General features: G+C 74.2%; 27 protein-coding genes. 12 read left to right on the top strand and 15 right to left on the bottom strand.

Annotated elements, in window-relative coordinates; translation table 11 throughout:
• The first annotated feature begins 29 nt into the window (after positions 1–29).
• Entirely contained in the window at positions 30–1,361 is a 1,332-nt protein-coding gene (locus tag ACGF0J_RS19565; RefSeq protein WP_393147610.1) for an ABC transporter substrate-binding protein, read from the top strand.
• A gap of 82 nt (positions 1,362–1,443) precedes the next feature.
• On the opposite strand, the gene ACGF0J_RS19560 is transcribed toward ACGF0J_RS19565, so the two are convergent.
• From ACGF0J_RS19560 to ACGF0J_RS19545, 4 genes are read right to left on the bottom strand one after another with little or no spacing between them, the layout of a single operon-like run.
• Positions 1,444–2,409 (bottom strand): hypothetical protein, encoded by a 966-nt coding sequence (locus tag ACGF0J_RS19560; RefSeq protein WP_393147608.1) that lies wholly within the window; start codon positions 2,407–2,409, stop codon positions 1,444–1,446.
• On the bottom strand, positions 2,406–3,266 hold the full coding sequence (locus ACGF0J_RS19555; RefSeq protein ID WP_393147606.1) for an ABC transporter ATP-binding protein: 861 nt from the start codon (positions 3,264–3,266) through the stop codon (positions 2,406–2,408). Before ACGF0J_RS19555 ends, ACGF0J_RS19560 begins: the two co-directional genes overlap by 4 nt.
• Positions 3,263–3,655 carry a GntR family transcriptional regulator gene (locus ACGF0J_RS19550; protein WP_393147604.1) on the bottom strand — a complete coding sequence of 131 codons (393 nt, stop codon included), beginning with the start codon at positions 3,653–3,655 and terminating at the stop codon, positions 3,263–3,265. The genes ACGF0J_RS19555 and ACGF0J_RS19550 overlap by 4 nt, the downstream gene beginning before the upstream one ends.
• Positions 3,656–3,711: 56 nt before the next feature.
• Positions 3,712–4,764, bottom strand: coding sequence for a hypothetical protein (locus tag ACGF0J_RS19545; RefSeq protein ID WP_393147602.1), 1,053 nt, complete (start codon positions 4,762–4,764; stop codon positions 3,712–3,714).
• Positions 4,765–4,972: 208 nt separating this feature from the next.
• On the opposite strand from ACGF0J_RS19545, the gene ACGF0J_RS19540 reads away from it, so the two are divergent.
• The 3 genes from ACGF0J_RS19540 (at position 4,973) to ACGF0J_RS19530 (ending at position 6,589) form a co-directional block, all read left to right on the top strand.
• Entirely contained in the window at positions 4,973–5,815 is an 843-nt protein-coding gene (locus tag ACGF0J_RS19540; RefSeq protein ID WP_393147600.1) for a glycerophosphodiester phosphodiesterase, read from the top strand.
• 124 nt (positions 5,816–5,939) lie between these two features.
• Positions 5,940–6,200, top strand: a complete 261-nt coding sequence (locus ACGF0J_RS19535) for a type II toxin-antitoxin system VapB family antitoxin (protein WP_393147598.1) — start codon at positions 5,940–5,942, stop codon at positions 6,198–6,200.
• The gene (locus tag ACGF0J_RS19530) at positions 6,197–6,589 is read left to right on the top strand and encodes a type II toxin-antitoxin system VapC family toxin (protein ID WP_393147596.1); all 393 of its coding nucleotides are present in this window, start codon (positions 6,197–6,199) and stop codon (positions 6,587–6,589) included. Before ACGF0J_RS19535 ends, ACGF0J_RS19530 begins: the two co-directional genes overlap by 4 nt.
• An 83-nt stretch (positions 6,590–6,672) precedes the next feature.
• Here the strand turns inward: ACGF0J_RS19530 and ACGF0J_RS19525 are convergent, their stop codons facing one another.
• The gene (locus ACGF0J_RS19525; RefSeq protein ID WP_393147594.1) at positions 6,673–7,260 is read right to left on the bottom strand and encodes a phosphatase PAP2 family protein; all 588 of its coding nucleotides are present in this window, start codon (positions 7,258–7,260) and stop codon (positions 6,673–6,675) included.
• Between the two features lie 78 nt (positions 7,261–7,338).
• Here ACGF0J_RS19525 and ACGF0J_RS19520 point away from each other — a divergent pair, with 78 nt between their 5' ends.
• On the top strand, positions 7,339–8,310 hold the full coding sequence (locus ACGF0J_RS19520; protein WP_393147592.1) for a response regulator transcription factor: 972 nt from the start codon (positions 7,339–7,341) through the stop codon (positions 8,308–8,310).
• Between the two features lie 95 nt (positions 8,311–8,405).
• On the opposite strand, the gene ACGF0J_RS19515 is transcribed toward ACGF0J_RS19520, so the two are convergent.
• Positions 8,406–8,822: an ATP-binding protein gene (locus tag ACGF0J_RS19515; RefSeq protein WP_393147590.1), complete on the bottom strand. Its 417-nt coding sequence runs from the start codon at positions 8,820–8,822 to the stop codon at positions 8,406–8,408.
• A 231-nt stretch (positions 8,823–9,053) separates the two neighbouring features.
• Here ACGF0J_RS19515 and ACGF0J_RS19510 point away from each other — a divergent pair, with 231 nt between their 5' ends.
• Entirely contained in the window at positions 9,054–9,521 is a 468-nt protein-coding gene (locus ACGF0J_RS19510) for an adenylyltransferase/cytidyltransferase family protein (RefSeq protein ID WP_393147588.1), read from the top strand.
• Positions 9,522–9,584: 63 nt separating this feature from the next.
• On the opposite strand, the gene ACGF0J_RS19505 is transcribed toward ACGF0J_RS19510, so the two are convergent.
• Together ACGF0J_RS19505 and ACGF0J_RS19500 are read right to left on the bottom strand one after the other, a co-directional pair.
• Positions 9,585–10,559: a magnesium transporter CorA family protein gene (locus ACGF0J_RS19505; RefSeq protein ID WP_393147586.1), complete on the bottom strand. Its 975-nt coding sequence runs from the start codon at positions 10,557–10,559 to the stop codon at positions 9,585–9,587.
• On the bottom strand, positions 10,560–11,273 hold the full coding sequence (locus ACGF0J_RS19500) for a DUF72 domain-containing protein (RefSeq protein ID WP_393147584.1): 714 nt from the start codon (positions 11,271–11,273) through the stop codon (positions 10,560–10,562).
• 80 nt (positions 11,274–11,353) lie between these two features.
• Here ACGF0J_RS19500 and ACGF0J_RS19495 point away from each other — a divergent pair, with 80 nt between their 5' ends.
• Positions 11,354–12,706, top strand: a complete 1,353-nt coding sequence (locus ACGF0J_RS19495) for a YibE/F family protein (RefSeq protein WP_393147582.1) — start codon at positions 11,354–11,356, stop codon at positions 12,704–12,706.
• Here ACGF0J_RS19495 and ACGF0J_RS19490 read toward each other — a convergent pair.
• From ACGF0J_RS19490 to ACGF0J_RS19475, 4 genes are all read right to left on the bottom strand, one after another.
• On the bottom strand, positions 12,652–13,509 hold the full coding sequence (locus ACGF0J_RS19490; protein ID WP_393147580.1) for an NAD(+)/NADH kinase: 858 nt from the start codon (positions 13,507–13,509) through the stop codon (positions 12,652–12,654). The two genes, ACGF0J_RS19495 and ACGF0J_RS19490, sit on opposite strands and share 55 nt — an antisense overlap.
• Before the next feature lie 159 nt (positions 13,510–13,668).
• Positions 13,669–14,058, bottom strand: coding sequence for a hypothetical protein (locus tag ACGF0J_RS19485; RefSeq protein ID WP_393147578.1), 390 nt, complete (start codon positions 14,056–14,058; stop codon positions 13,669–13,671).
• Positions 14,059–14,583: 525 nt separating this feature from the next.
• Positions 14,584–15,060 carry a hypothetical protein gene (locus ACGF0J_RS19480; RefSeq protein WP_393147576.1) on the bottom strand — a complete coding sequence of 159 codons (477 nt, stop codon included), beginning with the start codon at positions 15,058–15,060 and terminating at the stop codon, positions 14,584–14,586.
• Between the two features lie 8 nt (positions 15,061–15,068).
• Complete coding sequence (locus ACGF0J_RS19475; protein ID WP_393147574.1) at positions 15,069–16,265, bottom strand: multiprotein-bridging factor 1 family protein; 1,197 nt, start codon at positions 16,263–16,265, stop codon at positions 15,069–15,071.
• Between the two features lie 195 nt (positions 16,266–16,460).
• Between ACGF0J_RS19475 and ACGF0J_RS19470 the strand changes: the two genes are divergently transcribed.
• Positions 16,461–17,030, top strand: coding sequence for a hypothetical protein (locus tag ACGF0J_RS19470; protein WP_393147572.1), 570 nt, complete (start codon positions 16,461–16,463; stop codon positions 17,028–17,030).
• A gap of 164 nt (positions 17,031–17,194) precedes the next feature.
• Here the strand turns inward: ACGF0J_RS19470 and ACGF0J_RS19465 are convergent, their stop codons facing one another.
• Positions 17,195–18,160 carry a helix-turn-helix domain-containing protein gene (locus ACGF0J_RS19465; RefSeq protein ID WP_393147570.1) on the bottom strand — a complete coding sequence of 322 codons (966 nt, stop codon included), beginning with the start codon at positions 18,158–18,160 and terminating at the stop codon, positions 17,195–17,197.
• A 157-nt stretch (positions 18,161–18,317) separates the two neighbouring features.
• Between ACGF0J_RS19465 and ACGF0J_RS19460 the strand changes: the two genes are divergently transcribed.
• The gene (locus tag ACGF0J_RS19460) at positions 18,318–19,139 is read left to right on the top strand and encodes a hypothetical protein (RefSeq protein WP_393147568.1); all 822 of its coding nucleotides are present in this window, start codon (positions 18,318–18,320) and stop codon (positions 19,137–19,139) included.
• 16 nt (positions 19,140–19,155) lie between these two features.
• Here the strand turns inward: ACGF0J_RS19460 and ACGF0J_RS19455 are convergent, their stop codons facing one another.
• Entirely contained in the window at positions 19,156–20,910 is a 1,755-nt protein-coding gene (locus ACGF0J_RS19455; protein ID WP_393147566.1) for a serine/threonine protein kinase, read from the bottom strand.
• 336 nt (positions 20,911–21,246) lie between these two features.
• Between ACGF0J_RS19455 and ACGF0J_RS19450 the strand changes: the two genes are divergently transcribed.
• Together ACGF0J_RS19450 and ACGF0J_RS19445 are read left to right on the top strand one after the other, a co-directional pair.
• Complete coding sequence (locus ACGF0J_RS19450; protein ID WP_393147564.1) at positions 21,247–22,038, top strand: hypothetical protein; 792 nt, start codon at positions 21,247–21,249, stop codon at positions 22,036–22,038.
• Between the two features lie 123 nt (positions 22,039–22,161).
• Entirely contained in the window at positions 22,162–22,761 is a 600-nt protein-coding gene (locus ACGF0J_RS19445; RefSeq protein ID WP_393147562.1) for a TIGR03086 family metal-binding protein, read from the top strand.
• A gap of 85 nt (positions 22,762–22,846) precedes the next feature.
• Here ACGF0J_RS19445 and ACGF0J_RS19440 read toward each other — a convergent pair whose 3' ends face one another.
• Entirely contained in the window at positions 22,847–23,257 is a 411-nt protein-coding gene (locus ACGF0J_RS19440; protein ID WP_393147560.1) for a MerR family transcriptional regulator, read from the bottom strand.
• 28 nt (positions 23,258–23,285) lie between these two features.
• On the opposite strand from ACGF0J_RS19440, the gene ACGF0J_RS19435 reads away from it, so the two are divergent.
• Positions 23,286–24,041 (top strand): methyltransferase domain-containing protein, encoded by a 756-nt coding sequence (locus ACGF0J_RS19435; RefSeq protein ID WP_393147558.1) that lies wholly within the window; start codon positions 23,286–23,288, stop codon positions 24,039–24,041.
• The last annotated feature ends 86 nt before the right edge of the window (positions 24,042–24,127 follow it).

The following is a 24,127-nucleotide window of genomic DNA, read 5'->3' as shown; positions in this document are numbered from 1 at the left end:
CCCCACGTTCCACCGGAAAGGACCCCGCCATGATCGCCTCCCTGAACCGGCGACACTTCCTCGGCGCAGCCGGAGCCGGCCTGCTCGCCTTCGCCACCGGGTGCGGCGGCTCCGGCTCGGGCATGGCGCAGCCCGAGGGCAAGGTGCCCGAGCAGTACGCCAAGCGGCAGCGCGTCGTCATCTGGTACCCCTGGAGCGGCGTCCCCGGTGACGCCTTCCAGCGCCTCGTCACCGCGTTCAACGGCTCGCAGACCGACATCTACGTCGAGGCGCAGTTCCAGGGCACCTACGACGAGACCGCCCAGAAGCTGGCCACCGCGATGCAGGCCCGCCAGTTGCCCGACCTGTGCGTCTTCAGCGAGGTGACCTGGAACAAGTTCCACCTCAACGACACGCTGGAGCCGCTGGGCTCCCACTTCTCGGGCGGCTCGCTCAAGCCGGCCGACTACATCGACCAGCTCATCGCCGAGGGCACGGTGAAGAACGAGGTGTGGTGGGTGCCGTTCGCCCGCAGCACCCCGCTGTTCTACTACAACAAGGAGCTGTTCGCCGCCGCCGGGCTGCCCGACCGGGGGCCGAAGACGTGGACCGAGCTGCGCGAGTGGGCTCCGGCCCTGACCTCGCGGAAGGTCAACGGGCAGTCGCCGAAGCTCACCGCGTACTTCAAGGTGGACGGCGACTGGCAGTTCCAGGGCACGGTGTGGCAGTGGGGCGGCGCTTACTCCAACGGCCTCGACGTCACCATCGACCAGGGCGGCGCGGTCGATGCGGGCGAGTGGCAGCGCCGGCTCATCCACGACGACAAGCTCGCCTACATGGCGCAGAGCCCGAAGCTCGACTTCTCCAACGGGCTCATCGCCACGGTCTGCGAGTCCACCGGGGCGCTCACGGGCATCACGAAGGACTCACCGTTCGAGGTCGGCACCGCGTTCCTGCCGGAGCACACCGCGTTCGGCTGCCCGACGGGCGGCGGCGGGATCTCGATCATGGCCGGGGCGACCAAGGAGCGCAAGCAGGCCGCCTTCCAGTTCCTGTCCTTCCTGGCCAGGCCGGAGAACGCCACCCGGTGGTCGGTGGAGACCGGCTACCTGCCCTCGACCAAGGCGGCGCTGGAGACGCCGGAGATGAAGAAGCTGTTCGCCGACAAGCCGAACTTCAAGATGGCGGTCGACCAGCTCCCCAGGACCAAGGCGCAGGACCAGGTGCGGCTGCTGGTGCCGAACGCCAACCGGGCGATCTACGGCGGCCTGCAGAAGATCTACGCCGACAACCAGCCCGCGGCGGAGGTGTTCGCCGCCGTGGCGGCCGAGCTGAGGAAGGGCGCCGAGTCGGTCCGCGCCACCGTGGACAAGCACCGGTGACGGGCGGGGCGGCCCGTGCTCCCGGGCCGCCCCTCACCGCCAGCACCTGCCGCCATCAAACCTGCCGTCAGACCCGCCGCCGTCAGACTCTGTGGCGCAGGGTCCGGCGGACGGCCAGCCCGCCCAGCGCCGTGGCGGCGAGCGTGAGGATGGCGGCCTCCGTCCACTGGAAGCGCCAGAAGCGCGACGGCGGGTGGTAGGAGACGGCGTAGCGGTAGCCCTTGCCGAACAGGCACTTCTGCCAGGCCTCGGCGTTGCGGCTGCTGCGCCCGGCGTCCACCCGCCGGGGGCACACCGAGGACGGCGGGTCCGCGACCTCCCGGCCCGCCGGGTCCAGCCACGTCGCGCCGACCAGCCTGACGTCGGGGTCGTCGAGCGTGACGGTGCCGGTCAGCACGGTACGGGCGGGCTCGGCGTAGTGGTCGCTCAGCAGCGTCACCAGCGTGAACATGGCGACCGCCACCCCGGCCACGGCGAGCGCCATCGCGGGCAGCGTGCGCCTGAACAGCGTCCCGGCCGCCGTGCCCAGCGCGAAGGCGAACAGCCACCACGCCGCGGGCGCCACGCCGACCATGTTGAACACGCCGACGTTGCCGAAGGAGGAGTCGATCCCGTCGCGGAACACCGGCCGCCACAGGCTGACCATCGCCGACAGCACCAGCCCGCCGGCCACGACCGCCCCGCCGAGCAGGGCCAGCTTGACCGCCAGCCAGCGTCCCACGGGCGTCGCCTGGGTCCAGGCGAGCCGGTGGGTGCCGCGCTCGTACTCGCGGCCGAGCAGCGGCGCGCCCCAGAAGGCGCCGATCAGCGCGGGCAGCACGAGCGGCATCCAGCCGAAGAGCGTGTAGACGGTGTCGTAGCGCTCCCCCAGCGCCACCTCCAGGTCGGCGCAGGCGGGCGCGGGCCCCGGGCAGCCGGGCGGGGCGTGCTCGGCGACGTACAGCTTCGCCTCGACGGCCGAGCCGAGCAGCAGCAGACCCAGCGCCGCGAGGAAGCCTGCCGTGAGCAGGATCTGCGCCCGGTGCTGGCGCCAGGTCAGCCAGATCACGCGCCCACCCCCTGCCGGGCGGGGCCGGGCAGGGCAGCCGATCCGGGGCTGCGCAGGTAGGCCAGGACCAGCTCGTCCAGGCCGGGACGCCGGTCGCTCCAGCGCGGGTCCAGCACCGGCCGGTCCCGGACGAGCAGGGTGGTCTGCCTTCCCGAGCCGCCGGCGGCCACCACCCGTGTCCTGGCGGCCACCCCCTCGGCCAGCTCGGCAGGCCCGGTCAGCACCCGGTGGCCGTCGAGCAGGTCCTCGATGTCGCCGCTGACCTGGGGGCGCCCGCCGTTGAGCACGATCAGCCAGTCGCAGGTGTCGCGCAGGTCGGAGACCACGTGCGAGGACAGCAGCACGGTCAGCTCGTGCGCGGCCACCTCGGCCATGACGGCCCGCATCACGTCGTGCCTGGCCAGCGGGTCGAGGTTGGCGAGCGGCTCGTCCAGCACGAGCAGGCCGGGGCGCCGGGCCAGGGCGAGGGTGAGCGCCACCTGTGCCTGCTGGCCGCCCGACAGGCGGCCGACCCGGCGCTCCAGCGGGATGCCGAGGCCGGCGAGCCTGCCCCGCGCGGCCTCGTCGTCCCAGCGGGGGTTCGTGCGGCGGCCGAAGGTGAGCATCTCGGCGACGGTGAAGCTGTCGTACAGCGGCTTGTCCTGGGCGACGAACGCCACCTCGCCGCGCGCCGTCACCGATCCGGCCGACGGCGTCAGCAGGCCGACCACGGCATGCATGAGGGTGGTCTTGCCCGCCCCGTTGGGGCCGACGATCGCGGCCACCCGGCCGCGCGGGACGGCGAGCAAGCAGTCGCGCAGCGCCCACGTCCGCCCGTAGCGGACGCCCAGCCCGGTCGTCTCCAGCACCGGCGTCACGCGACGTCCTCCTTGGCCAGATCGGTCGTCACGGCGGTGAACAGGGCGTTCAGGTCGTCCTGGTCCAGCCCGGCGGCGCGCGCCTGCCGCGCCCACTGCTCCAGGCCGCGTCGCAGCCGGGTGTGCTCGGCGAGCGTCGCCCCGCCGAGCGTCCGCCGCACGAACGTGCCCTGTCCCGGCCTGCCCTCGACCAGCCCCTCGCGCTCCAGCTCGCGGTAGGCCTTGAGGACGGTGTTTGGGTTGATCGCCAGGCTCTCGACGACCTCCCGCGCGGTGGGGAGCTGGTCGCCGGGCCGCAACGCGCCGAGCCGCAGGGCGTGCTTGACCTGGTGCACGAGCTGCAGGTACGTCGACACCCCCGACCCGCGGTCCAGATGGAACTCGATCACTCAAACACCCTTTCACTATTGCAATAGTGAAAGGGTGTTGCATCCGCCGCCTCCTGTCAAACCCGCCCGCCGCACACCGGGCGCGTGCGGGAGGCGTAGGAGCGGGCGGCCACGAGCAGCCCGAGCCCCAGCCCCGCGAACGCCAGCCCGCCGAAGGCGATCATCCAGGTCAGGCCGGCGACGGTGAAGCCGCCCGACGGCTCGGCCGCGGGCAGCATACCGAGCGCGGCCAGCGCGGCGTACCCGGTCAGCGCGATCCCGTACGCGCCCAGCCCGGCTCCCACGAGCCAGGCCGGGACCAGCGGCAGCAGCCGCGGCACCCGCCTCCCGGCCGGCACCACCGTCCACCGCGGGAAGACCACGCCCCACCGGTACATGAGGCCCAGCATGAGGAAGATCGCGAGCATCGCGGCCAGGACGGTGACGTCGATCCCCACCGACGCCAGCGCCCTCGCGGTGCCCGGCGCCCCGGCGTTCGCCTCCCGCCAGCGCCGCGCCGTGACGCCGAGCGCGTCGCCGCCCAGCGTCCACACGGTCTTCACGCCCGCCCACGGCAGCACCCCGCACATCAGCAGGAACACGGCCGCCCGCGTCCGGCGCGTCGCGGTGGAGGGGGCGGGGTGGACGAGCGGGCCACCGCCCGCGTGCCGGTGGCCCTGACCACAGCGGACGCACACTCCTCGCACGCGGCGGCGTCGCTCGATCCGGCAGTGCGCCAGCAGGGCGGCCCCGGCCGCGTCGAGCAGCACCTGCGCCAGCCCGGTGGCGCTCTCCACCCCCGCGCCGGAGAGCAGCGTCACCAGGTGGAGGGGGAGGCTGACCGCGCCCGCCCCGAAGACGAGGACCGACACGGTCAGCACCCCGGTCGTCGCTGCCTGGACCGCCCGGCCGCTCATCCGGGAGTCCTTTGCGCCGCGGGCCTTCGTCCCGGCCAGGCAGGCTCCGGCGGACAGGAGCGCCACCCCGGCCAGAGCGAGGTGCGCGGCGGGCGGCCAGGCTATCCGTGGCGTCAGCGGCACCGTGGCCCCGGTCGCCGCCCACGCCACCCGCACGGTCGTGTACGCCCCCGCCCAGGCCGCCACGGTGAGTTGCGGTCGCGTCCATCTCATGGCTTCGAAGATCGCACCCGTACGGCCGCGCCTGATCGCCCGCCAGGGGGAACCCGCTCCCCTGCACGGGGGACCCGCCCGCCGGTGGGTGCGGCCTGCGCGCGATGCTCACCCGGCCGGCATCCGGAAGTCACCCGGATCACCACGCGAGGTCATGCAGGATTGTCAGATTCGGATCACAGCCGGCCCCGAACCCCCGAGGAGACCCATGTTCCGACGACTCGGCCTCGCCACCACGACCGCGCTGGTGATCCTGGCGGCCGCCGCCCCACCCGCCGCCGCCGCGCCCCGACCCGTCAACGTCGCCCACCGCGGCGCGTCCGCGTACGCGCCGGAGAACACCGTGGCCGCCTTCGAGCTGGCCGCCGAGCAGGGCGCCGACCTGTACGAGCTGGACGTCCAGGAGACCAGGGACCACCGGCTCGTCCTCGTGCACGACACGACGCTGGCCCGCACCACCGACGCCGAGGAGGTCTTCCCGGACCGGGCGCCGTGGAACGTCGGTGACTTCACGCTGGCCGAGATCCGCCGGCTGGACGCCGGCTCATGGTTCGGCCCGGAGTACGCGGGCGAACCGGTGCCCACGCTGGAGGAGGCGCTGCGCGCCATGCGAGGCCGCGGGCTCGGCCTGCTGCTGGAGATCAAGGCGCCGCGCCTCTACCCGGGCATCGAGTCCCGCGTATCCGCCGCGCTGCGCCGCGACCCGCACTGGCTCGCCCCGGGCCGGACCGTGGTGCAGTCGTTCGACTGGGCGTCCATGCGCAGGTTCCACCGGGTCATGCCCCGGGTGCCGGTCGGCCTGCTCGGCACACCGGCCGTAGCGGAACTGCCGGCGCTGGCGCGCTTCGCCCGCCAGATCAACCCGCCGCACGGCGACGTCACGGCCGCGTACGTCCGGCGGGTGCACGCGCTGCGCATGGAGGTCCACACCTGGACCGTCGACGCTCCGGACACCATGCGCCGCCTGGCCGGCCTGGGCGTCGACGGCATCATCACCAACCGCCCCGACGTGCTGCGCACGGTCCTCGGAGCCGCCCGCCGGGCAGCCTGAGCGGGCCTCACGCCCTCGGTCGCCGGCATTCGCCTGAAGAGTCGCTGGGGCGGCCCGAGAAACGAGAACACCGATTACGAGAAAGGGTAGAACCAGAGGGTAGTAAAGGTGGAAAGGAGCTGCCGTGAGCTTGAACATCAAAAACCCCGAGGCCGATCGACTGGCGACCGAAGTCAGTGCTCTCACCGGAGAAAGCAAGACCGCTGCGGTCATCTCCGCGCTCCGGGAGCGACGCGAACGGCTGCTCGCCCGTCGCCAGGTGCCCCAGGATGCCGCGATGGCCGACGACCTTCTCGCCCTCGCCGCAAAGATCCGCTCTCGGCTCAGCCCGACGGATCTGTCCACCGACTTCCTCTACGACCCGGAGACCGGACTCCCCGCATGATCATCGACACCAGCGCGATCGTCGCGATCCTCAACGGCGAGCCGGATGCCACCGACTTCGCCGTGGCCATCCGGGACGCTCCGGCGCGCCGGATGTCGGCCGCGACCTACGTCGAGCTGGCCGCTGTGGTGAAGCGAAGTCGCGATCCGGCCGCCTCCCGGCTCCTGGACGACTTCCTGGCCAGAATGCGGGTCGAGATCCTGTCGGTCACACCCGAGCAGGCGCAGATCGCCCGCCGCGCCTACTGGGACTACGGCAAGGGCAGCGGGCACAAAGCGGGGCTGAACTTCGGCAATTGCTTCTCCTACGCGCCGGCACGCGACCGACACGAGTCGCTGCTGTTCAAGGGCGACGACTTCACCCACACCGACGTGACCCCGGCGCTGTGACATCACCCAGCATGGGCCAGGCCGATCGACCCCATCTGCGTGCAGGCCGTGACGCGCCCCGGCGGCCCGCGGATTGTCTGTCCCTAGGTCACACCGAAGGCCGCCAGGGTGGCCCAGGTGGTCAGCGTGCCCGCCAGCGCCCCGGCCAGCACCTGGCCGGGCGTGTGGTGGGTGAGCCGGACCCGGGCCCAGCACACCAGGGCGACGACGGCGGCCCCGGCGAGCAGGGTGGGCGCGGGCGGCAGGACGTGGGCGAGGACCACGACGGTGCCCGCCGACACGGCGGCGTGGAAGGAGATCTTCCACCGCAGCGTGATCGGCACCGTGACGGCCAGGGCGACGAGCATCGCCGTGACCGTGGCGACGAGCAGCCGCGGCGCGCCCAGCGTCACCAGGAGGACGAGGGCGGCCAGGACGGCGGCCACGGCGGCGAGCAGCGGCCCGGTGCGGCGGGCCCGGTCGACGATGTGGTGCGAGTCGAGCCGTCCCGACCGCACTCCGGCCGCGATGACCGCGGCGGGCACGCCGCCGCAAAGCACCGAGGCGAGCAGCCCCCACACCGCGCCGGGCCAGCCCTGGGCGATCAGCCCCACGGCGGGCGGCATGGCGATGACCAGCACCTGCGGCGCCAGCAGGTCCGTCACCCTCCTCGCTAGCAGGTCGGCGGTCATGCGACGAAGATTACGCGATCATGCCCGCCGGGCCGCGTCCAGCGCGCCCACGCCGGGCGCGGTGGGATATAAAGGACCGTGGCCGAGATCACCTTGAACGTCCGCCAGCTCCAGGCGTTCGCCGAGGTCGGCTACGAGGTCGCCGGCGGCGGCGGGGCGCACGGCGCGATGACCGCGCTGCGCCGGGTGGTCCCGCTCGACGCCTACGAGTTCGTCGCGTTCGATCCGGCCACCGGCCGCCACCGCAGCGTGGTCTCCGACGGCCACCCGCGCATCGACGGCGACGCCGCCGAGGAGTACACCGGGCTCGACGCCTACCGCCGCGCCCTGGCCACCCGCGCCCCGGTGCCGATGCCGGAGCCGGGGACCGAGCGCTACTTCCGCCGCCACCTCGCCCCCTACGGCTGGCGGGCCGGGCTGACCGCGCCGCTGTTCCTGGCCGAGGGCCGCTACACGGGCCTGCTGCACCTGGCGGCCCGCGACCGGTTCCCCGAGCGCACCGGCGACCTGGTGAGCGCGGTGGCCCCCATGCTGGCCCACGTCACCGACCTGACCCGGTGCGTGATCGACCCGGTGGGCCTGCCGAGCGGGTTCCACGCGGTGGCCTTCGACCGGGTCGGCACCCGGCGCGCGGTGCCCGGCGCGGGCGTGTCGGCGACGCTGATGGCGGAGCCGGCCCTGGCGGCGCTGGCCCGGGCGTTCATCGACTCGCGCGAGCTGAGCCGCCACGGTCTGTGGCTCGACGGCGACGGCGGCTGGCACGAGCTGCGGCTGGTGCGCGCCGGGGTGGGGTTCCAGGGCTCGGTGCAGGGGGCGGTCGTGGCCGAGCGGCCGTGCGCGCTGCCGTACGACCTGACGGTCCGGGAGGTGGACGTGCTGACCCGGGTCGCCGCCGGCGACTCCAACCCGCAGATCGCCGCGGCGCTGGTGCTCAGCGTCCGCACGGTGACGACGCACCTGGAGCACATCTTCGCCAAGCTCGGCTGCGACAGCAGGACCCGGCTCACCACCAAGGCGCTGTCCGAGGGGCTGTGCCGGCTCGACATCTGATCGCCCCCGCCGCGCGCGCCGGCGGGGCTGGGCCTGCCCGCCCCGCCCTGGAGCCCGCCTCGGCCCTCGTGCCGGAGGTCGAGCGGGTCTGCCGGTCAGCTCCAGCCGGGGGCCTGGTCCAGCTCGAACCACGTGGTGGTCGCGCCGCCGCTGCGGCTCAGCCCCCACCGGTGGCTGAGCGCCTCCAGCAGCGGCAGGCCGCGCCCGCCGGTGGCGTGCGAGCCGGTACGGCAGGCGCACGGCGGTTCCTCGGACCCGGAGTCGGCCACCCACACCCGCACCGCGGCGCCGGAGGCGCGCACCGCCACCGTGAACCAGCCTCCGGCGCCCGAGCGGGAGTGCAGGATCGCGTTGGTGGCCAGTTCGCTGGCCAGCAGCGCGCAGTCGTCGTACAGGGGATGGTCGCGGCCGAGGGCGGCGGCGACGAGCCTGCGCACCCGCGACACCTGCGACGGCCGTCCGGGCAGCCGCACCAGGAGGTCACGCGGCCGGTCCGGCGCGTCGCCGCGCAAGGGGGGGGCCGGGGTCGTGGGCGGATGTCTCCACGCCGGGCCGGGCTGGTGGTTGAGAGTGTGGCGGTGTCACGGCGACCTCCCCGATTCGGGCGACGTTAGGAGACGCCCCACCCCGCCCCCAAGGTGTCACGAAAAGGTAGGAATGCCCTTTCCCATGGTCACCCGCACGGCCGTCGCGGCGGACCGAGTAGTCTGCGGATCGACGCATCGACGAGGAGGGTGCCGGACGTGAGCAGCCTGGAGGCCGTCTGGGTGCAGCCCCACACCCCACCGGGGGCGGCGGTGGTCACCGGCGTGTTCGACATCCTGCACGTGGGCCACGTGCGCTACCTGGGCGCGGTCGCCGGCCGCGGACTCCCGCTGGTGGTGGGCATCGAGGACGATCCGCGCGTACGCGCCTGGAAGGGGCCGAGCCGCCCGCTCAACACCGCCGCCGAACGGGCCGAGGTGATGGCCGCCCTGCGCTTCGTCGCCGGCGTGTTCATCGTCACCGGCCCGCCCGCCGCGCACGGCCCGGAGGACTACATCGACCTGCTCGCCCCCATGCGGCCGGGCGCGCTCGCGCACACCGCGGGCGACCCGCACGCGGGCGCCAGGCGGGCCGCGGCGGCGCTGCTGGGCGCCGAGTGCTGGGAGCTGGAGGCGATCCCCGGCCGTTCCACGACGCGAATCGTGAATGCGGCGGCCAAGAGCTGAATGCCGGCGTGCTCCGGTCGAGGAGCTGGCGGCCTGGTCGCGGCCCGTCTTCTGAGCAGCGAGCTACAGCCAGTCGCGCTTCTTGAACGCGGCGTAGAGACCGACGGAGATGCCGCAGATGAGCAGCGCCGACAGCCAGAACCCCGACTGCTGCCCGTAGCCCGGGTAGGGGACGTTCATCCCGTAGAAGCCGGTGATCAGGGTGGGCACCGCGATGATGGCCGCCCACCCGGTGAGCCGCTTCATGATCTCGTTGAGCCGGAAGCCCTGCTCCGCCAGACGGGTCTCGCGCAGGTTGGCGAGCTGGTCGCGGGTGGAGTCGATCCACTCGTTCACCCGGAGCACGTGGTCGTAGACGTCCTCGTAGTAGGGGACGAGCTCCGTGCCCGCGACCAGGTCCTGCTCGCGGCGGATCAGGGTGCCGACCACCTCCCGCATGGGCATGACGAGCTTGCGGAACCGGGCGGCGTTCCTGCGCAGCTCGTAGATGGTGCGCTGGAGCGTCCGCCCGTCGATCTGCCGGTCGTCCGCGAACAACGCCTCCTCCAGGTCGTCGATCCTGCCGTCCAGCTCGTCGACGACGTCGAGGTGGCCGTCCACGACCTGGTCGAGCAGCCCGTGCAGCAGGAACGCCACGCCGTAGGCGCCCAGGCGGTGGTCGGCCGCGTCCCAGCGCCTGACCACCTTGCCGATGTCGAAACGCTCGTTCTCGCGGACGGTGACGAGGGCGTTGCGGGTGACGAAGACGTTCACCTCGACCGTGTCGAGCCGGCCGTCGTCCAGGCTCACGCCGTAGACGGTGATGAACAGGTGGTTGTCGTAGATGTCGACCTTGGGGCGCTGGTTCTCGGCAAGGACGTCCTCGACGGCCAGCTCGTGCAGCCCCAGCTCCTCCTCCAGCAGGGCGACCTCGTGCCGGTCCGGGGAGCACAGGTCGAACCAGACCACGTTGGCGGGATCGCTGACGTAGCCGGAGATCTCCTCCGCGGGGAAGCCCTCCTTGTCGAGAACTCCGTTGCGGTACAGGCGAGTGTGCACCTAGACGAGTCTGGCAAACCGGATCGCGTTGCGCACGGCCGCTCCCCCCGGGTCGTTGTTGAAATAGACGTGAGCGTCGTCCCAGCCGGCGTCGCGCACCCGCCCCGCCCACGTGGCGAGCGACGTGCGGCCGTACTCGGGGCGCGGCGTGGCCCGGCCCTCGTGCAACCGGACGTAGCCCCAGCGGGCGGTGCGCCAGAACGGGCTCACCGGCCGGCCGAGCCGGTCGGCCCAGCACAGTGCCGCCCCGCGGCCCAGCAGGACGTCCCGCACCTCGCCGGTCCACCAGCTCGGGTGGCGGAACTCGACCGCCACCCGCACGCCGTCCGGGAAACACGCCAGGCACCGGTCGAGCGCCTCGGGGTCGGCCCTGAGCGTGGGCGGGAGCTGCAGCAGGATGGGGCCGAGCTTCTCCTTGAGCTGCGAGGCGGCCGCCATCAGCCGCGCCACGGGCTCCTCCGGGCCGGCCAGCCGTTTAATGTGGGTGAGGTAGCGGCTGGCCTTGACGGCCATGACGAACCCGTCGGGCGTGCGCTCGCGCCAGCCGGCGAACGACTCCGGTTTCGGCAGGCGGTAGAAGGCGTTGTTGCTCTCGACGGTCGGGAACGTGCCGGCGTACGTCTCCAGCCACAGCCGCTGCGGGACGCCCTCGGGGTACAGGACGCCGCGCCAGTCCCGGTACTGCCAGCCGGAGGTGCCCACCAGCGTCGTCATGACCTGCGCCTACCCGGCGATCGGGCGGATACCCGCCTGTTCGTGCAGTACTGTCACTCCTCGGAGTGCGAGGAGGCGTGATGGGTGGCAACCACGGGCACGGCGCGGACGTGCCCACCTCGCGGCGCGCGGTCGTGGCGACCCTCGCCGTGCTGGTGCCGGTGGCGATCGCCACGGTGGTCATGCTGGTGTGGCTGTGGCCCACCGGGCAGCAGGCCGACGTACCGCCCGACGGCGTCTCCCAGCTCGGCGGCACGGTGACCGCCGTGCAGAGCCTGCCGTGCCAGCCGACACCGGAAGGCATGCCGCCCGCCGACTCCGCCACCTGCGGCGACGCCGTGGTGCGCGTCGACGAGGGGCCCGACGCCGGCCGCAAGGTGAAGCTGCCGCTGCCGACCGGGCCGGGCGCGCAGCGCTTCGAGGCCGGCGACGAGGTGGTGCTCATCAAGTTCGACGACCCCGAGCCGGAGAGCACGGGCTACCAGATCTCCGACCACGACCGGGAGTCGCAGCTGTGGCTGTTCGGGGTGGCGTTCGCGCTGGCGGTGATCGCGTTCGGCCGCTGGCGCGGGGTCACGGCGCTGGTGGGGCTGGCGATCACGTTCGTGCTGCTGCTGACGTTCCTGATCCCCGGCATCCTCGGGGGCGAGCCACCCATGCTGGTGGCCATCGTGGGCGCGGCGGCGATCATGCTGAGCGTGCTGTTCCTGACGCACGGGTTCACGCTGACGACGTCGATGGCCGTGCTCGGCACGCTGGCCAGCCTGACCGTCACCGGCGCGCTGTCGTACGCGTCGATCGGGTTCGCGCGGCTCAGCGGCGTCACCGACGACAGTTCGTTCACCCTCGGCCTGAGCATGCCGATCGACGCGCAGGGCCTGCTGCTGGCGAGCATCATCATCGGCGCGCTGGGCGTGCTGGACGACGTGACGGTCACGCAGGCGGTCACGGTCACCGAGCTCGCCGCGGCCAACCCGTCGTACGGCTTCCGCCGCCTCTACCGGGCCGGCAGCCGCGTCGGGCGCGCCCACATCGCCTCGGTGATCAACACCATCATCCTGGCGTACGCGGGGGCGTCCCTGCCGTTGCTGCTGCTGTTCAGCATCGGCAACCAGCCGCTGGGCGAGGCGCTGGCCACGCCGGTCATCGCGCAGGAGATCGTGCGCAGCGTGGTGGGCACGCTGGGGCTGATCTCGGCGGTGCCGATCACCACGGCGCTCGCGGCGCTGGTGGCGTCCCGGCGCGACCCGGAGGACCACGACGCCCGCACCGGCCATGACCACGGAGACGACCACGACCACGATCACGGGCACGGGCCGGGGCACGGGCGCGGGGAGGACCCGCGCGCCCCGCGGGGGCGGCACGGCCGGGGGGCGGGTCAGCCCGCCTCGACGCTGCCGTCGACGCGCAGTTTGCGGCGGGCCCGCTCGTAGAACGTGGTGCCGAGCCGCACCACCTTGGCGGCGCCGGGCAGCGCGGTGACCGTGAGGCGGTCGCCCGGGCACAGGTGCCCCGCGACCGCGCCGTCCACCTCCACGGCCAGCCGCCCGCTGGTGGGCAGCAGCTCCAGGGTGACCTCCTCGTCGGCGGGGAGCACCAGGGCCCGGTTGAAGACGGAGTGGGCGGCGGCGGGCACGACCAGCACGGCCTCCACGCGGGGCGAGACGATCGGCCCGCCGGCCGAGAAGCTGTAGGCGGTGGAGCCGGTGGAGGTGGCCACGATGACGGCGTCGGCGGCGTAGCGGACGAAGGGGTGACCGGCCGCGACGACGGCCACGGCGGCCAGCCCCTCACCGGGGATGCGGGCCAGCGCGATGTCGTTGAACGCCGTGACGTCGACGCCGTCGAGGCAGGTGCGGACGGCCATGCGGGGCTCGACGGTGAAGGCGTGGCTCGTGATGGCCGACAGCGTCGCGGGCAGCTCCCTGACGTCGATCTCGGCCAGGAAGCCGAGCCGGCCGAGGTTGACGCCGAGGACCGGGGTCGGCAGGCCGGCGATGAGGCGCATGGTGCGCAGCATGGTGCCGTCGCCGCCGAGGCTCACCAGCAGGTCCGACCGCTGGACGAGGGTCTCGGGGCCTACGGCGACGGCGCTGCAGTCGATCCGGCCGACCTCCTCGGGCAGCCCGAGCACGGTGGCGCCGCTGCCCGCGGCCCAGCTCACGATGGTGTCGATCGCCTCTTTGGAGTCGCGCCGAGGGTGCAGCACCAGCCCGACCGTCCCGACCATTCCCATGGGCCCAAGCCTATGGGCACCGTCGCGGGATGGGTGAAGGGCCGTCACCGGAGGCCGGTGCGGCCCTGTTTGCCTGGTACGGCTTCGCGCACGGCCGGAGCCGCCCGCTGGGTGCGGAGCTCCGGGTGGGCGAGGCAGCGAGTCGGGTGGCCGGGCGGATCAGTTGACGTTGGTGTTGGTGTTGGTGTTGTTGACGTTGACGTTGGCGCCGCCACCGCCGCCGCCGCCGCCGCCACCGCCACCGCCGCCGCCGCCACCGCCGCCGCCACCGCCGCCGCCGCCACCGCCGCCGCCGCCACCGCCACCGCCGCCGCCACCGCCGCCGCCACCGCCGCCACCGCCACCGCCGCCCTTCCAGTTACGGCAGTGATTCACCTTCCAGGGCTTCTTGTGCTTCCAGCACGGCTTCGTCTGGTAGTCCACCGTCGTCGCGGTCGACTTGCTGAGGACGGGCTCCGCGCTGGCGGACTGCGCCGTGATCGCCGCAGGTGCGACGAAGACCGAGGCCACCATGGCGCCGGTGGCGAGAGCGTTCCTGAAGTTGATCATGACAGATGACTCCTTGCCATCTCCGGTGAGTGTGCTGCGGGCGACTGCCCTGACGCGCAACGCCAGGTCAAAGCCGGGAAATGGCCGCCGTGACGGCGTCGCGATCTCTTCCTCACGCTAGGGCGAGTCAGTGGAGACAGTCATCTTGCGGAGGCAAAAGTCCAGGTTTGGTCGGATTGCCGTGTGGGGTCCGACAAGAATCGGCTGGAGGCGTTCGACTACGTGGAGCGACGAACGTTAGGTGTCGCGTGACATCAGGTAAAAACCGGTCGTTCCCACGGTGAAATTACCCAGGCGTTCTCCGGCTCGCGGCCGGGAGTTCCCGCCCGCGCCCTGCGAACGGTAAAGCGCCGCGGCCGGTCCACCGGCCGCGAGCGAACACCGTGGCAGGCGGGCCCGCGAGCCGGCTGAGCGGCACGTGGAGCGGCGAGGATCAGGGGGCCGGGCCCCCCGCACGAGCGGGGTAGATCCTGCTCCACCCCTGGTGGTGGCCCGCGTGACCTGACGACGGCACGGCGGCCGGGCTCAGTCGCGGTGCGCGCCGGCGGGCCAGACCACGCGCACCCGGATGCCGCGGGCCAGCGCCTCGGCGACCACGTCGGCGGTGCCGCCGTGCCCGCGGGCCGGCAGGCCGTCCCACACGGCGACCAGCGTGTCGGCGTCGTCCAGCAGGTGGCGGCCGGCCGCCATGTGCGCCTCGGAGGTGGACTCGACGAACGGCAGCCGGTGCACCTCGGCGGCGTGCCTCACCAGCTCGTCGTACCGGTCTTGCGCCTCGTCGGGAAGCGCCTCCCGGTAGCGCTGGGCGGGGACCACCGCCTCCAGCGCGCCGCCGAGGTCGAGGACCACGCGGGCGAAGATCTGGTCGGCCCCGTCGGCCAGACACGACAGACCGGTGATGGGGGACCCCTCCTCGCCCAGCACCGCCCGTAGCTCAGTGGCCACCAGCTCGGCGGTGTCGGGCGGCAGCCCCCGGTGGCCGGAGATCGCGATGCGCGTCATGCCCACTCCTACAGCATCGTGGCGTGCAGTCTCTCGTCGAAGGTGCGTACGGTGGCCGTGATCGGGCCCGCGTAGGCCCGGCGAAAGCGCCTGGCGCGCTGGATGACGCGGTCGGAGCCGTAGGCGACCCCGAGCCTGAGCGCGTCGGCGGCCAGGCCGAACGCCTCCTCGTGCCGGCCGTTCATGGCCTTGGCGGCGGCCATCTCGGTCATGAGGACGCCATGCTGCTTGGCGGCGGGCGGGGAGGCGGCCAGCGACGCGGAGAAGGCGCTCTCCGCCTCCGCGGCCCGGCCGAGCCGTACCGAGACCACGGCCCGGTAACCGGCGACCTTGGCGTGGTCGAACGGGAAGACCCACGGCCACGGCGGGGCGGCCGCGCGTTCCCCCCGGGTCACCGCGCCCTCGGCGACGCGCAGCGCCGCGCGGGCGGCATGGGCGTCGCGGCCGGTCGCGTGGGCGAGCGCCTCGATGCTGGACAGCCAGGCGCGGGCGATGTGCGGCGGGTCGTCGCCCAGCTCCCGACGCGCCTGCGCGAGCAGGGCGAGCGCCAGCCCCGGATCGTCGGCCTCGACCTCGAACGCGGCGCGGCTGCCGAGCATGTAGGCGGCCAGCAGCCGGTGACCGGCCCGGCGGGCGCTGTCCACGGCGAGCCGGTAGTAGACGCGGGCGGTGCCGAGGTCGAGCAGGTCGCTGTGGATCCACGCGGCGAACCCGGCCGCCTCGCTGAGCCCGGCCCGCACCTGACCGGCCAGCCGGTGATCGATCCGGTGCAGCACGCGCCCGGCCAGCTCGACGTGGGCGACGGCGCCGTGCACCAGCTCCCTGGACGGCGTGGCCGCCTCCATGCGGCGGCGCGCGCCCGTGACGCTCGTCAGGCTCAGCACGGTGGTCTCGTCCACCTGCCCGGCCAGCCGCGCGCCGGCCCGCTCCCCCACCCGCTCGCCGAAGCGCAGCAGGTGGAGCGGTATGCCGAGCCGGCCGGCCACCTCCCGCACCTGGTCCACGGTCAGCGGCTGGCGGCCGCGCAGCACCTTGGACACCCAGCTCTGCGAGTAGCCGATCACCTCGGCCAGCTCGGTCTGCGTCCAGCCGCGCGCCCGGCGCACCTCACCGATCAGGGTGGGGACGTCGCACGTGGCGAGCGCGACGGCGACGGCCGGCGCAGACCAGAAGTGCGACGGCAGGCGGTCGGGGGGCTGGCTCACCCTGCCAGGCTATGCGGCCCCGGGCGCGCCGCCGTCGGTCGTGAGGAGATTGTCGCCGCCGCGGCCGAGCCGGCACGCCGTCAGGACCGGTGATCCCGGCGCCGGCTAATGCGCGGGACCGGTTAGCGCAAGGGTTCCGCAAGACGCGCCCGGCGCGCCGGGCCTGACGGCGGGGCGCCCGCCGATCCTGGGGGCATGAGGACATTCCCAGCCCCCTTGACCGGGACGGCCATCGCACTGTTTCTGCTCACCGCCTGCGGCGGGACCGGGGGCGACGCCGCGCCGGCGTCGGCCCCGCCCGCGCCCGCCTCCTACTCGCCGCCCACCGGGCCGGGCCCGGACGACTCCCCTCCCGCGACCGGGATGTCGCCGGACGGCAGCCCCGGCGCGGCCACGCCGGTGCCCGACGCGCCGGTGAGCGTGGCGGAGGCCGGGATCGGCCGGATCCTGGTCGACGGCGAGGGGCGCACGCTCTACCTGTTCGAGAAGGACAAGAACGGCAAGTCGAGCTGTTACGACGAGTGCGCCACGGCCTGGCCGCCGTACCTCACCACGGGCAAGCCCAAGGCCGAGGAGGGGGCCAAGGAGAACCTGATCTCCACGACCGAGCGTAAGGACGGCACCGAGCAGGTCGTCTACGGCGACTGGCCGCTGTACTACTACCAGGGCGACGAGAAGGCGGGCGACACCAGCGGGCACGACATCGAGGAGTTCGGCGCCGAGTGGTACGCGGTCGGCCCGAACGGGAAGAAGATCACCGAATAGCGCCCGCGGCAGGCGGCGGCGCCCGCGACGGCCTCCTCGACTGACCCGCGGAGGAGGCCGCGGCGCCGGATCCGCGGCGCCGCCACCGCTCGGCCCCGCAGGTCAGCTCGCCCGCAGGTCAGCCGCCCGCGGGTCAGCTCGCCCGCAGGTCAGCCGCCCGCGGGTCAGCTCGCCCGCGGGTCACGGCGGAAGGCGCGGCGGTGGGCGGCGGGGCCGACGCCCCGGCGCGCCGCGAAGTGGTGGCGCAGGGTGTCGGCCCCGCCGAACCCGGCGCGCGCCGCCACCGCCTCGACGGCCAGGTCGGTCGTCTCCAGCAGTTCCTCGGCGAGCTGGAGCCGCTGGTCGAGCAGCCACCGGTGCGGCGTGGTGCCGGTCAGCGCCCTGAACCTCCTGGCGAACGTCCGCGGCGACATCGCCGCCCGGGCCGCCAGGGCCGGCACGGTGAGCGGCTCGGCGAGGTGCTCCTGCATCCAGTCGATCAGCTCCGACAGCTCGTACGGCGTGCGCGGCGCAGGCACGGGCGCCTCCACGAACTGGGCCTGCCCGCCCGATCGGTGGGCGGGCACCACCATCCGCCTGGCCAGCGCGTTGGCCGTCGCGGCGCCGTACTCCTGGCGGACCAGGTGCAGGCAGGCGTCGATGCCCGCTGCGGCTCCCGCGCTGCTCAGCACGGGCCCGTCGCTGACGTAGAGGATGTCGCGGTCCACCCTGACCCGGGGGAAGCGCTCGGCGAGCAGGCCGGCGAACTGCCAGTGGGTGGCGGCACGCCGACCGTCGAGCAGCCCCGCGGCGGCAGGCAGGAAGGCGCCCGTGCAGATCGAGAGCACCCGGGCGCCGCGCCCGGCCGCCTCGCGCAGGGCGGCCAGGAGCGGCTCCGGCACCGGTGCGTCGAGCTGCGGCCAGGCGGGCACGGCCACCAGGTCGGCGGCCGCCAGCCGCTCCAGCCCGTGCTCGACGTGGACTGCGAATCCCGACGTGGTCGGGACCGCCCCGGGCCGCGGCGCGCACACGGCGAAGTCGTGGACGGGCAGGCCGTCGTCCGACCTGTCGAGGCCGAAGACCTGGCAGACCACGCCCAGCTCGAACGCGGCCACCTTCTCGCCCACCACGGCGACGACGTCGCGGATCACGTCCCGATTATGGCAGGAAATACCCGTACCTCGGCACGACTGCCACTCGCGTCGGACAGGGCCGGGCGGCGACGCTGGAGCCATGGCATCCCCAACCCCTTCCCCCCCTCCCACGGCCCCTCCCACGGCCTTCCCGCTGCCCGGAGGCGGGCGGCCCGTGGTGGCGGTGCCGGCGCCCGGGCCCGGCCCGCAGCAGTGGGCGGGCGCGCCGAGCGCCGCACTCGACGCCGACGGGACGGTCGTCGTCGCCTACCGCGTACGGTCCGGACAGGACCACAACGTCATCGCCCGGTCGGCCGACGGCGAGCGGTACGCCACGGTCGCCGTCCTGCCCCGGGAACTCTTCGGCGCGGCGATGGTCGAACGCCCCGCCCTGCTCCGCACCCCGTCGGGGCGGTGGCGCCTCTACGTGAGCTGCGCCACGCCGGGTACCAAACACTGGTGGATCGGCGTCCTGGAGGCGGCCACCCCGGAAGGGCTGGCGGGGGCGGAGGCGCGTCCGGTGTTCGAGGGGGACGCGCGCACCGCGGTCAAGGACCCGGTGATCCGGTACGCCGGCGGCCTGTGGCGGGCGTGGATCTGCTGCCACCCCCTCGACGAGCCGGGCGCGGAGGACCGGATGAGCACCGCGTACGCCACCAGCGCCGACGGCCTGACCTGGCGGTGGCACGGCACGGCGCTCACCGGCCGGCCCGGCGCCTGGGACGCCCGCGGCGCGCGGCTGACCAGCGTCCTGCCCGACGGCCGCGCCAGCTACGACGGGCGGGCCACGGCGCGGGAGAACTGGTTCGAGCGGACCGGCCTGGCCCTCCCCGCCCGTCCCGGCGACGCCTCGCGGCTGGTGCCGGTGGCGGGCCCACCCGTGGTGGACGTCCGCTACCTCGACGTCCTGCGCCTGCCGTCGGGCGGCCATCGCCTCTTCTACGAGGCCCGCCTGCCCGACGGGAGCCACGAGCTGCGCACCGAACTGGTCCGGTGACCCTTGTCGCGGACTGTCAGGAGGGGAAGTCGAGCATGACGTACTCGTACTCCCCCCGACCGGCCTTCCGGAACTCCCCGTCGCCGTCGAGGTCGGTGAAGACGGCCAGGTAGACGTCCTGTCTCTGCTCGGCCATGGGCTTGGAGTCGCCGTCGCGGAACACCGTGGCGAACAGCACCTTGTCCAGCGTGGCGGAGTGCTCGGCGACCCTGGTGCCCACCAGGTGGTTGTGCCCCTCGTCGTTGAGGAAGAGCGTGCCGGAGCCGTACTCGTAGTCGGCCATGCCGGTGCCGGGGCGGAAGCACCGGTGGTCGGCGACCTTGCCGCCGTCCTCGATCGCGAAGACCGACCTGTCGGTCCAGGCGCAGATCTGCAGGGCCCGGTCCTTGGTCAGCTTGGGGAAGTGCAGCTCGAACCGCGCGGCCTTCAGCGTGACGGTGGTGACCGGGTCGTCGAGGTCGTCGAGGGCCATCGGGGCGGGGGCGCCGTCCTGCCAGAACTCCAGGCCGAGCCGGGGTGTCCTGGCCACCTGACCGGCGGTCTGAGCCGACGGCGAGGGCGACGCGGGCGACGTCGCCGAGCCGGTGGAGGGAGACGGGCTGGCGGTGGTGGTGATGCCCGGCCTGTCCTTCACGATGACGAAGACCGTGACGATCATGGCGGCCACGGCCAGTGCCGCGCCGGCCGCGCCGATGATCGCTCCGCCTCGCCTGCGGCCCGGCTGCGTGGTCGCCGGCCGGGACGGTACGGACGGCCCGGACGGCGCGCCGTAGCCTCCCGAGGGAGCGGCAGGCAGGCCGGACGCGGCGACGGACGGGGCCGGCACGCTCCCGTGCGGGCCGGACTGAGGGCCGACCCCGGGGCCGGGCCGAGAGCCGGGCTGAGGGCCGGGGTGCGGGCCGGGGTGAGAGCCGAGGTGAGAGCCGGGGTGCAGGCCGGGCTGGGGCGGGACGGCGAACAGGCGGCCGCCCTGGCGGTGGTCCATCAACCCCATGAGGGCCTGCTGCGCGGTCGGCCGGCGGGCCGGGTTCTTGTCCAGGCAGGCGGCGACGATCGTGCGCAGCTCCCCCGTGAGCGGCCCCAGTTCCGGCTCGCCGTTCAGGATGCGGTTGATCACCGCCGGCAGCGGCTCGTACCCGAACGGCGGCCGCCCACCGGCCGCGTACGTGATCGTGCAGCCCCACGCGAACAGGTCGAGCGGCGGCCCGGCCGGGTCGCCCGCGAGCTGCTCGGGCGCCATGTAGGCGGGGGTGCCGACGACGCCGCTGACCGTGGCGGCGGTGGCGTCGAGGGGACGCGCGATGCCGAAGTCGATGACGCGGGGGCCGTCGGCGGCCAGCAGCACGTTCGCGGGCTTGAAGTCGCGGTGCACCACCCCGGCCGCGTGGACGGCACCCAGCGCCGTCGCGGTCGCCACGGCCAGCCGGTGCAGGTCGGCCCCGGCCATGACGCCCCGGTCGCGCACCGCCTCCTGCAGCGACGGGCCGTCCACGTACTCGCTGACCACGTACGGCGGGTCGGCGTCGGGATCGGCGGCGAGCACCTTGGCGATGCAGAACGGCGCGATCCGCCGCAACGCCGCCAGCTCGCGGTGGAAGTGGCGTCTGGCGTCGTGGTCGCTGCCGAAGTGGGCGTGCAGGAGCTTGACGGCGACGGGCTCGCCGCGCGGTGAGGTGCCGAGGAACACCGTGCCCTGACCGCCCTCGCCGATCCGCCCACGCAGGGCGTAACCGGCGACCTCCCGGGGGTCGGTCGATCGGAGGGGGCGCATCCGCTGCATCATCTTCCCTGGGGACGGGCCGGCGTCCGGTCGATCGCGTCGGGGACGACCTGGCCGGGCCGGGGCTCGGGCGGCCGGGGGCTGCCGGCACAGGTCGATTGTGCCGGAAACCCCGCCGGATCCCGCGCCCCGCCCGCGGATCGGCGCCCGGCCGGGCGATCGCCGCTCGCCCCGGCCCGGCCCGGCGCGGCCCGGCGCGGCCCGGCGCGGCCCGGCGCGGTGCGGCGCGGCCCGGCGCGGTGCGGCGCGGCCCGGCGCGGTGCGGCGCGGCGCGGCCCGGCCCGGCGCGGCCCGGTGACCGCCCCCTGCGGTGGATAGGTGGGGGACGTGGGCGGAGCGCATCTCACCGACGGCTGGGAGCCCGGCCTCGACGCCGGCGACTCCGTGCTGCGCAGGTTCGTGCTCGCCAACGCCGACCGCAACGCCTTCGTCGCGTCCTGCGCGGGCGGGCGGTCGCGGCGCTGGCCGGACCTGGCCGTGGCCGACCCCGCCTCGCCCGTCCTGTTCGACAACGCGGCCGTGCTGCTGCGGCCTCCGCCGTACGTGGACCTGGCGGACGTCGTGCGGCGGGTCGCCGAGTTCTACCCGCCCGAGCGTCACTTCGTGTTCCTGTCGGCCTGGCCGACTCCGGACCTGTCCGGGGCGGGCCTGCTGCTGATGGGTCATCCGCCGTTCATGCTGCGCCCGCCGGGCGGCACGCCGCCGCCGATCCCGCAGGGGCTCCGGATCGTCCCGGTGACCGGCCAGGAGTCGCTGGACGACTTCGTCCGGACGCTCGTCCGGGCGTACCCGCTGCCGGAGGCGCGGGGTACGGTCCTCGGCGACGTGCGGGTGCTGCGGGGGCCGGTCCGGCTCTTCGTCGGGTACGACGGCGACCGGCCCGTCGCCACCTCGGGAGCCCGCCTCGGCCATGGCATCGTGGACGTGGAATGGGTCTCCACTCTGCCCTCGCACCGCCGCCGGGGTATCGGCGCGGCGCTCACCTGGGCGGCCACCCTGGTCTCCCCCACCCTCCCGGCCACGCTCATCGCCAGCGACGAGGGACAGCCGGTCTACGAGGCGATGGGCTACCTCCGGGTGATGCGCCTGACGATGTGGCACCGGCCACCGGTCGTCTGACGTTCCCGCACAGGGCTGCGCGCCGCGAGCAGATCCTGCGGTACCAGCGGCTCCAGAACATTAGTGGAATAAAGCATTCCGTTCTGATAGAGTGAGAGCGTCACCGAGCAGAAGGGCCGCATCATGAGCACCCCCATCGTCACCGGCTGGACCGTCCTCGACTACTCCCACCAGGCGCTGCGCGCCGCCGTCAGGGGTGTTCCCGAGGCGGGCTGGGGGCTGCCGACGCCGTGCGCGCAGTGGAACGTCACCCAGGTGCTCCAGCACGCGGCCGGCGACCAGATCGGCTTCGCGTCGTTCCTGACCGGTGAGCCCGGTCCCGCCGACAACCCGTTCGCCCCGTCGGGCACGCTGGCCGAGGAGCCCGCCGCCTATCTGGAGGCGGCGCTGGAGCGCTCGGCGAGGGCCTGGGCGGGCGTGGACCGCACCGCCGCCGAGGTTCCCGTCCCGGTGCCGCCCAACAAGCTGACGCCCGAGGCGGGCGCCGGCGCGTGCGCTCTGGACGCTGCCGTGCACGCCTGGGACATCGCCGTGGCCACCGGGCAGCCGACGACGCTCACCCCCGAGTACGCGGCAGAGTTGCTGGCCGTGGCCCGGCAGATCGTCGAGCCGCTGCGCGCGTACGGGGCCTACGCGGCGGCGCTGGAGCCGCGCGACGGTGACGACACCGTGGCCGAGCTGCTGCGCTACCTGGGCCGCGACCCGGAGTGGTCGGCCGCCTGAGGCCCCTCGGGGGCGGCACGCTGGCACGGCCGCGTGCCGTCGTTCCGGGGCCGCATGGAGGCGAGGCGCAACCGGCGGGCCCCGGTCACGGGCTCGGGACGGGGGCGAGCCGTTCGGCGACCATCGACTGGAAGCTGGGGCAGGCGGTGAGATCCTCGTGCTCGCAGTCCAACGCGCAGTCGATCACCTCCAGCGACGCCTGCGCCCGCGCGATGCGCCCGGCCAGTTCGGCACGGTGGCGCAGCAGGATCGTCCGCCGGGCCGCGGCGTCGGCGGTGGTGAGCATCTCCTTGATGTCCTCCAGGGCGAAGCCCGCCTCCTTGGCCCGCAGGATCACCGCGATGCGGTAGAGGTCGGACGGGCCGTAGCGACGTCGTTCGCCCTCCGCTCGGGCGGGCGCGAGGAGCCCCATCGACTCCCAGTGCCGCAGGACGTGCGCGGCCAGACCGAACCGGGCAGCCGCCGCGCCGATGGACAGGACCACGTTTGACTTCATGTCGACATTAAGTCGGATCATGACCGGCATGTCGAACACCACGGAACTCATCACGCTCCTCGACGCCCTGGACGCCCTCCCCCAGTCGGTCGCCCTCCGCTCTCGCTCCTACGACCTGCTCCGCCTCGACCCGGGCGCGGCCGTCGTCGACGTGGGCTGCGGGACCGGCCGAGCCGTCGCCGAACTGGCCGAGCGCGGCGCCCGCGCGATCGGCGTCGACCTCGACGAGGAGATGATCACCGTCGCGAGGGGGCGGTGGCCCGGCGCGGACTTCAGGGGCGGGAACGCCTACGACCTTCCCCTCGGTGGCGGGGAGGTCGCCGGGTACCGGGCCGAGAAGGTGTTCCACGACCTCGCCGACGCCGGTCGGGCGCTGGGCGAGGCCGCCCGCGTCCTCGCCGCCGGCGGCCGTGTCGTGCTCGTCGGCCAGGACTGGGACACCTTCGTCATCGACTCCGACGACGCGGAGGCGACCCGGGCCATCGTGCACGCGCGCGCCGACCTCGTCACCGCCCCCCGCTCGGCCCGCCGGTATCGCGGCCTGCTGCTGGACGCCGGTTTCGGCGACGTCGAGGTCGAGGTGCACACCGTGCTCTACACCGGCGACAGGATGCTCCCCATGCTCGCGGGCATGGCCCGCGCGGCCCTGTCGGCGGGCGCCGTCACCCCCGGCCGGCACGACTCCTGGCTGGCGGAGCAGTCGGAGCGGGCCCGGCAGGACCGGGCGTTCCTCGCCCTGCCGCTGTTCCTCGCCTCGGCGACCCGGCCCGGCCACACCGGCTGAAGGCACGCGGCCGCAGGCCGCGACCAGGGCCGGCCACCGACGCGCCGGCCGGACCGCTCGGCCCGGGATCGCCGCGATGGCTGTTG

This window comes from Nonomuraea sp. NPDC047897, assembly GCF_043204415.1.
Taxonomy (GTDB): domain Bacteria; phylum Actinomycetota; class Actinomycetes; order Streptosporangiales; family Streptosporangiaceae; genus Nonomuraea.
Note: the sequence above shows the minus strand (reverse complement) of the source record. Positions and strands in the feature narration are given on the sequence as shown.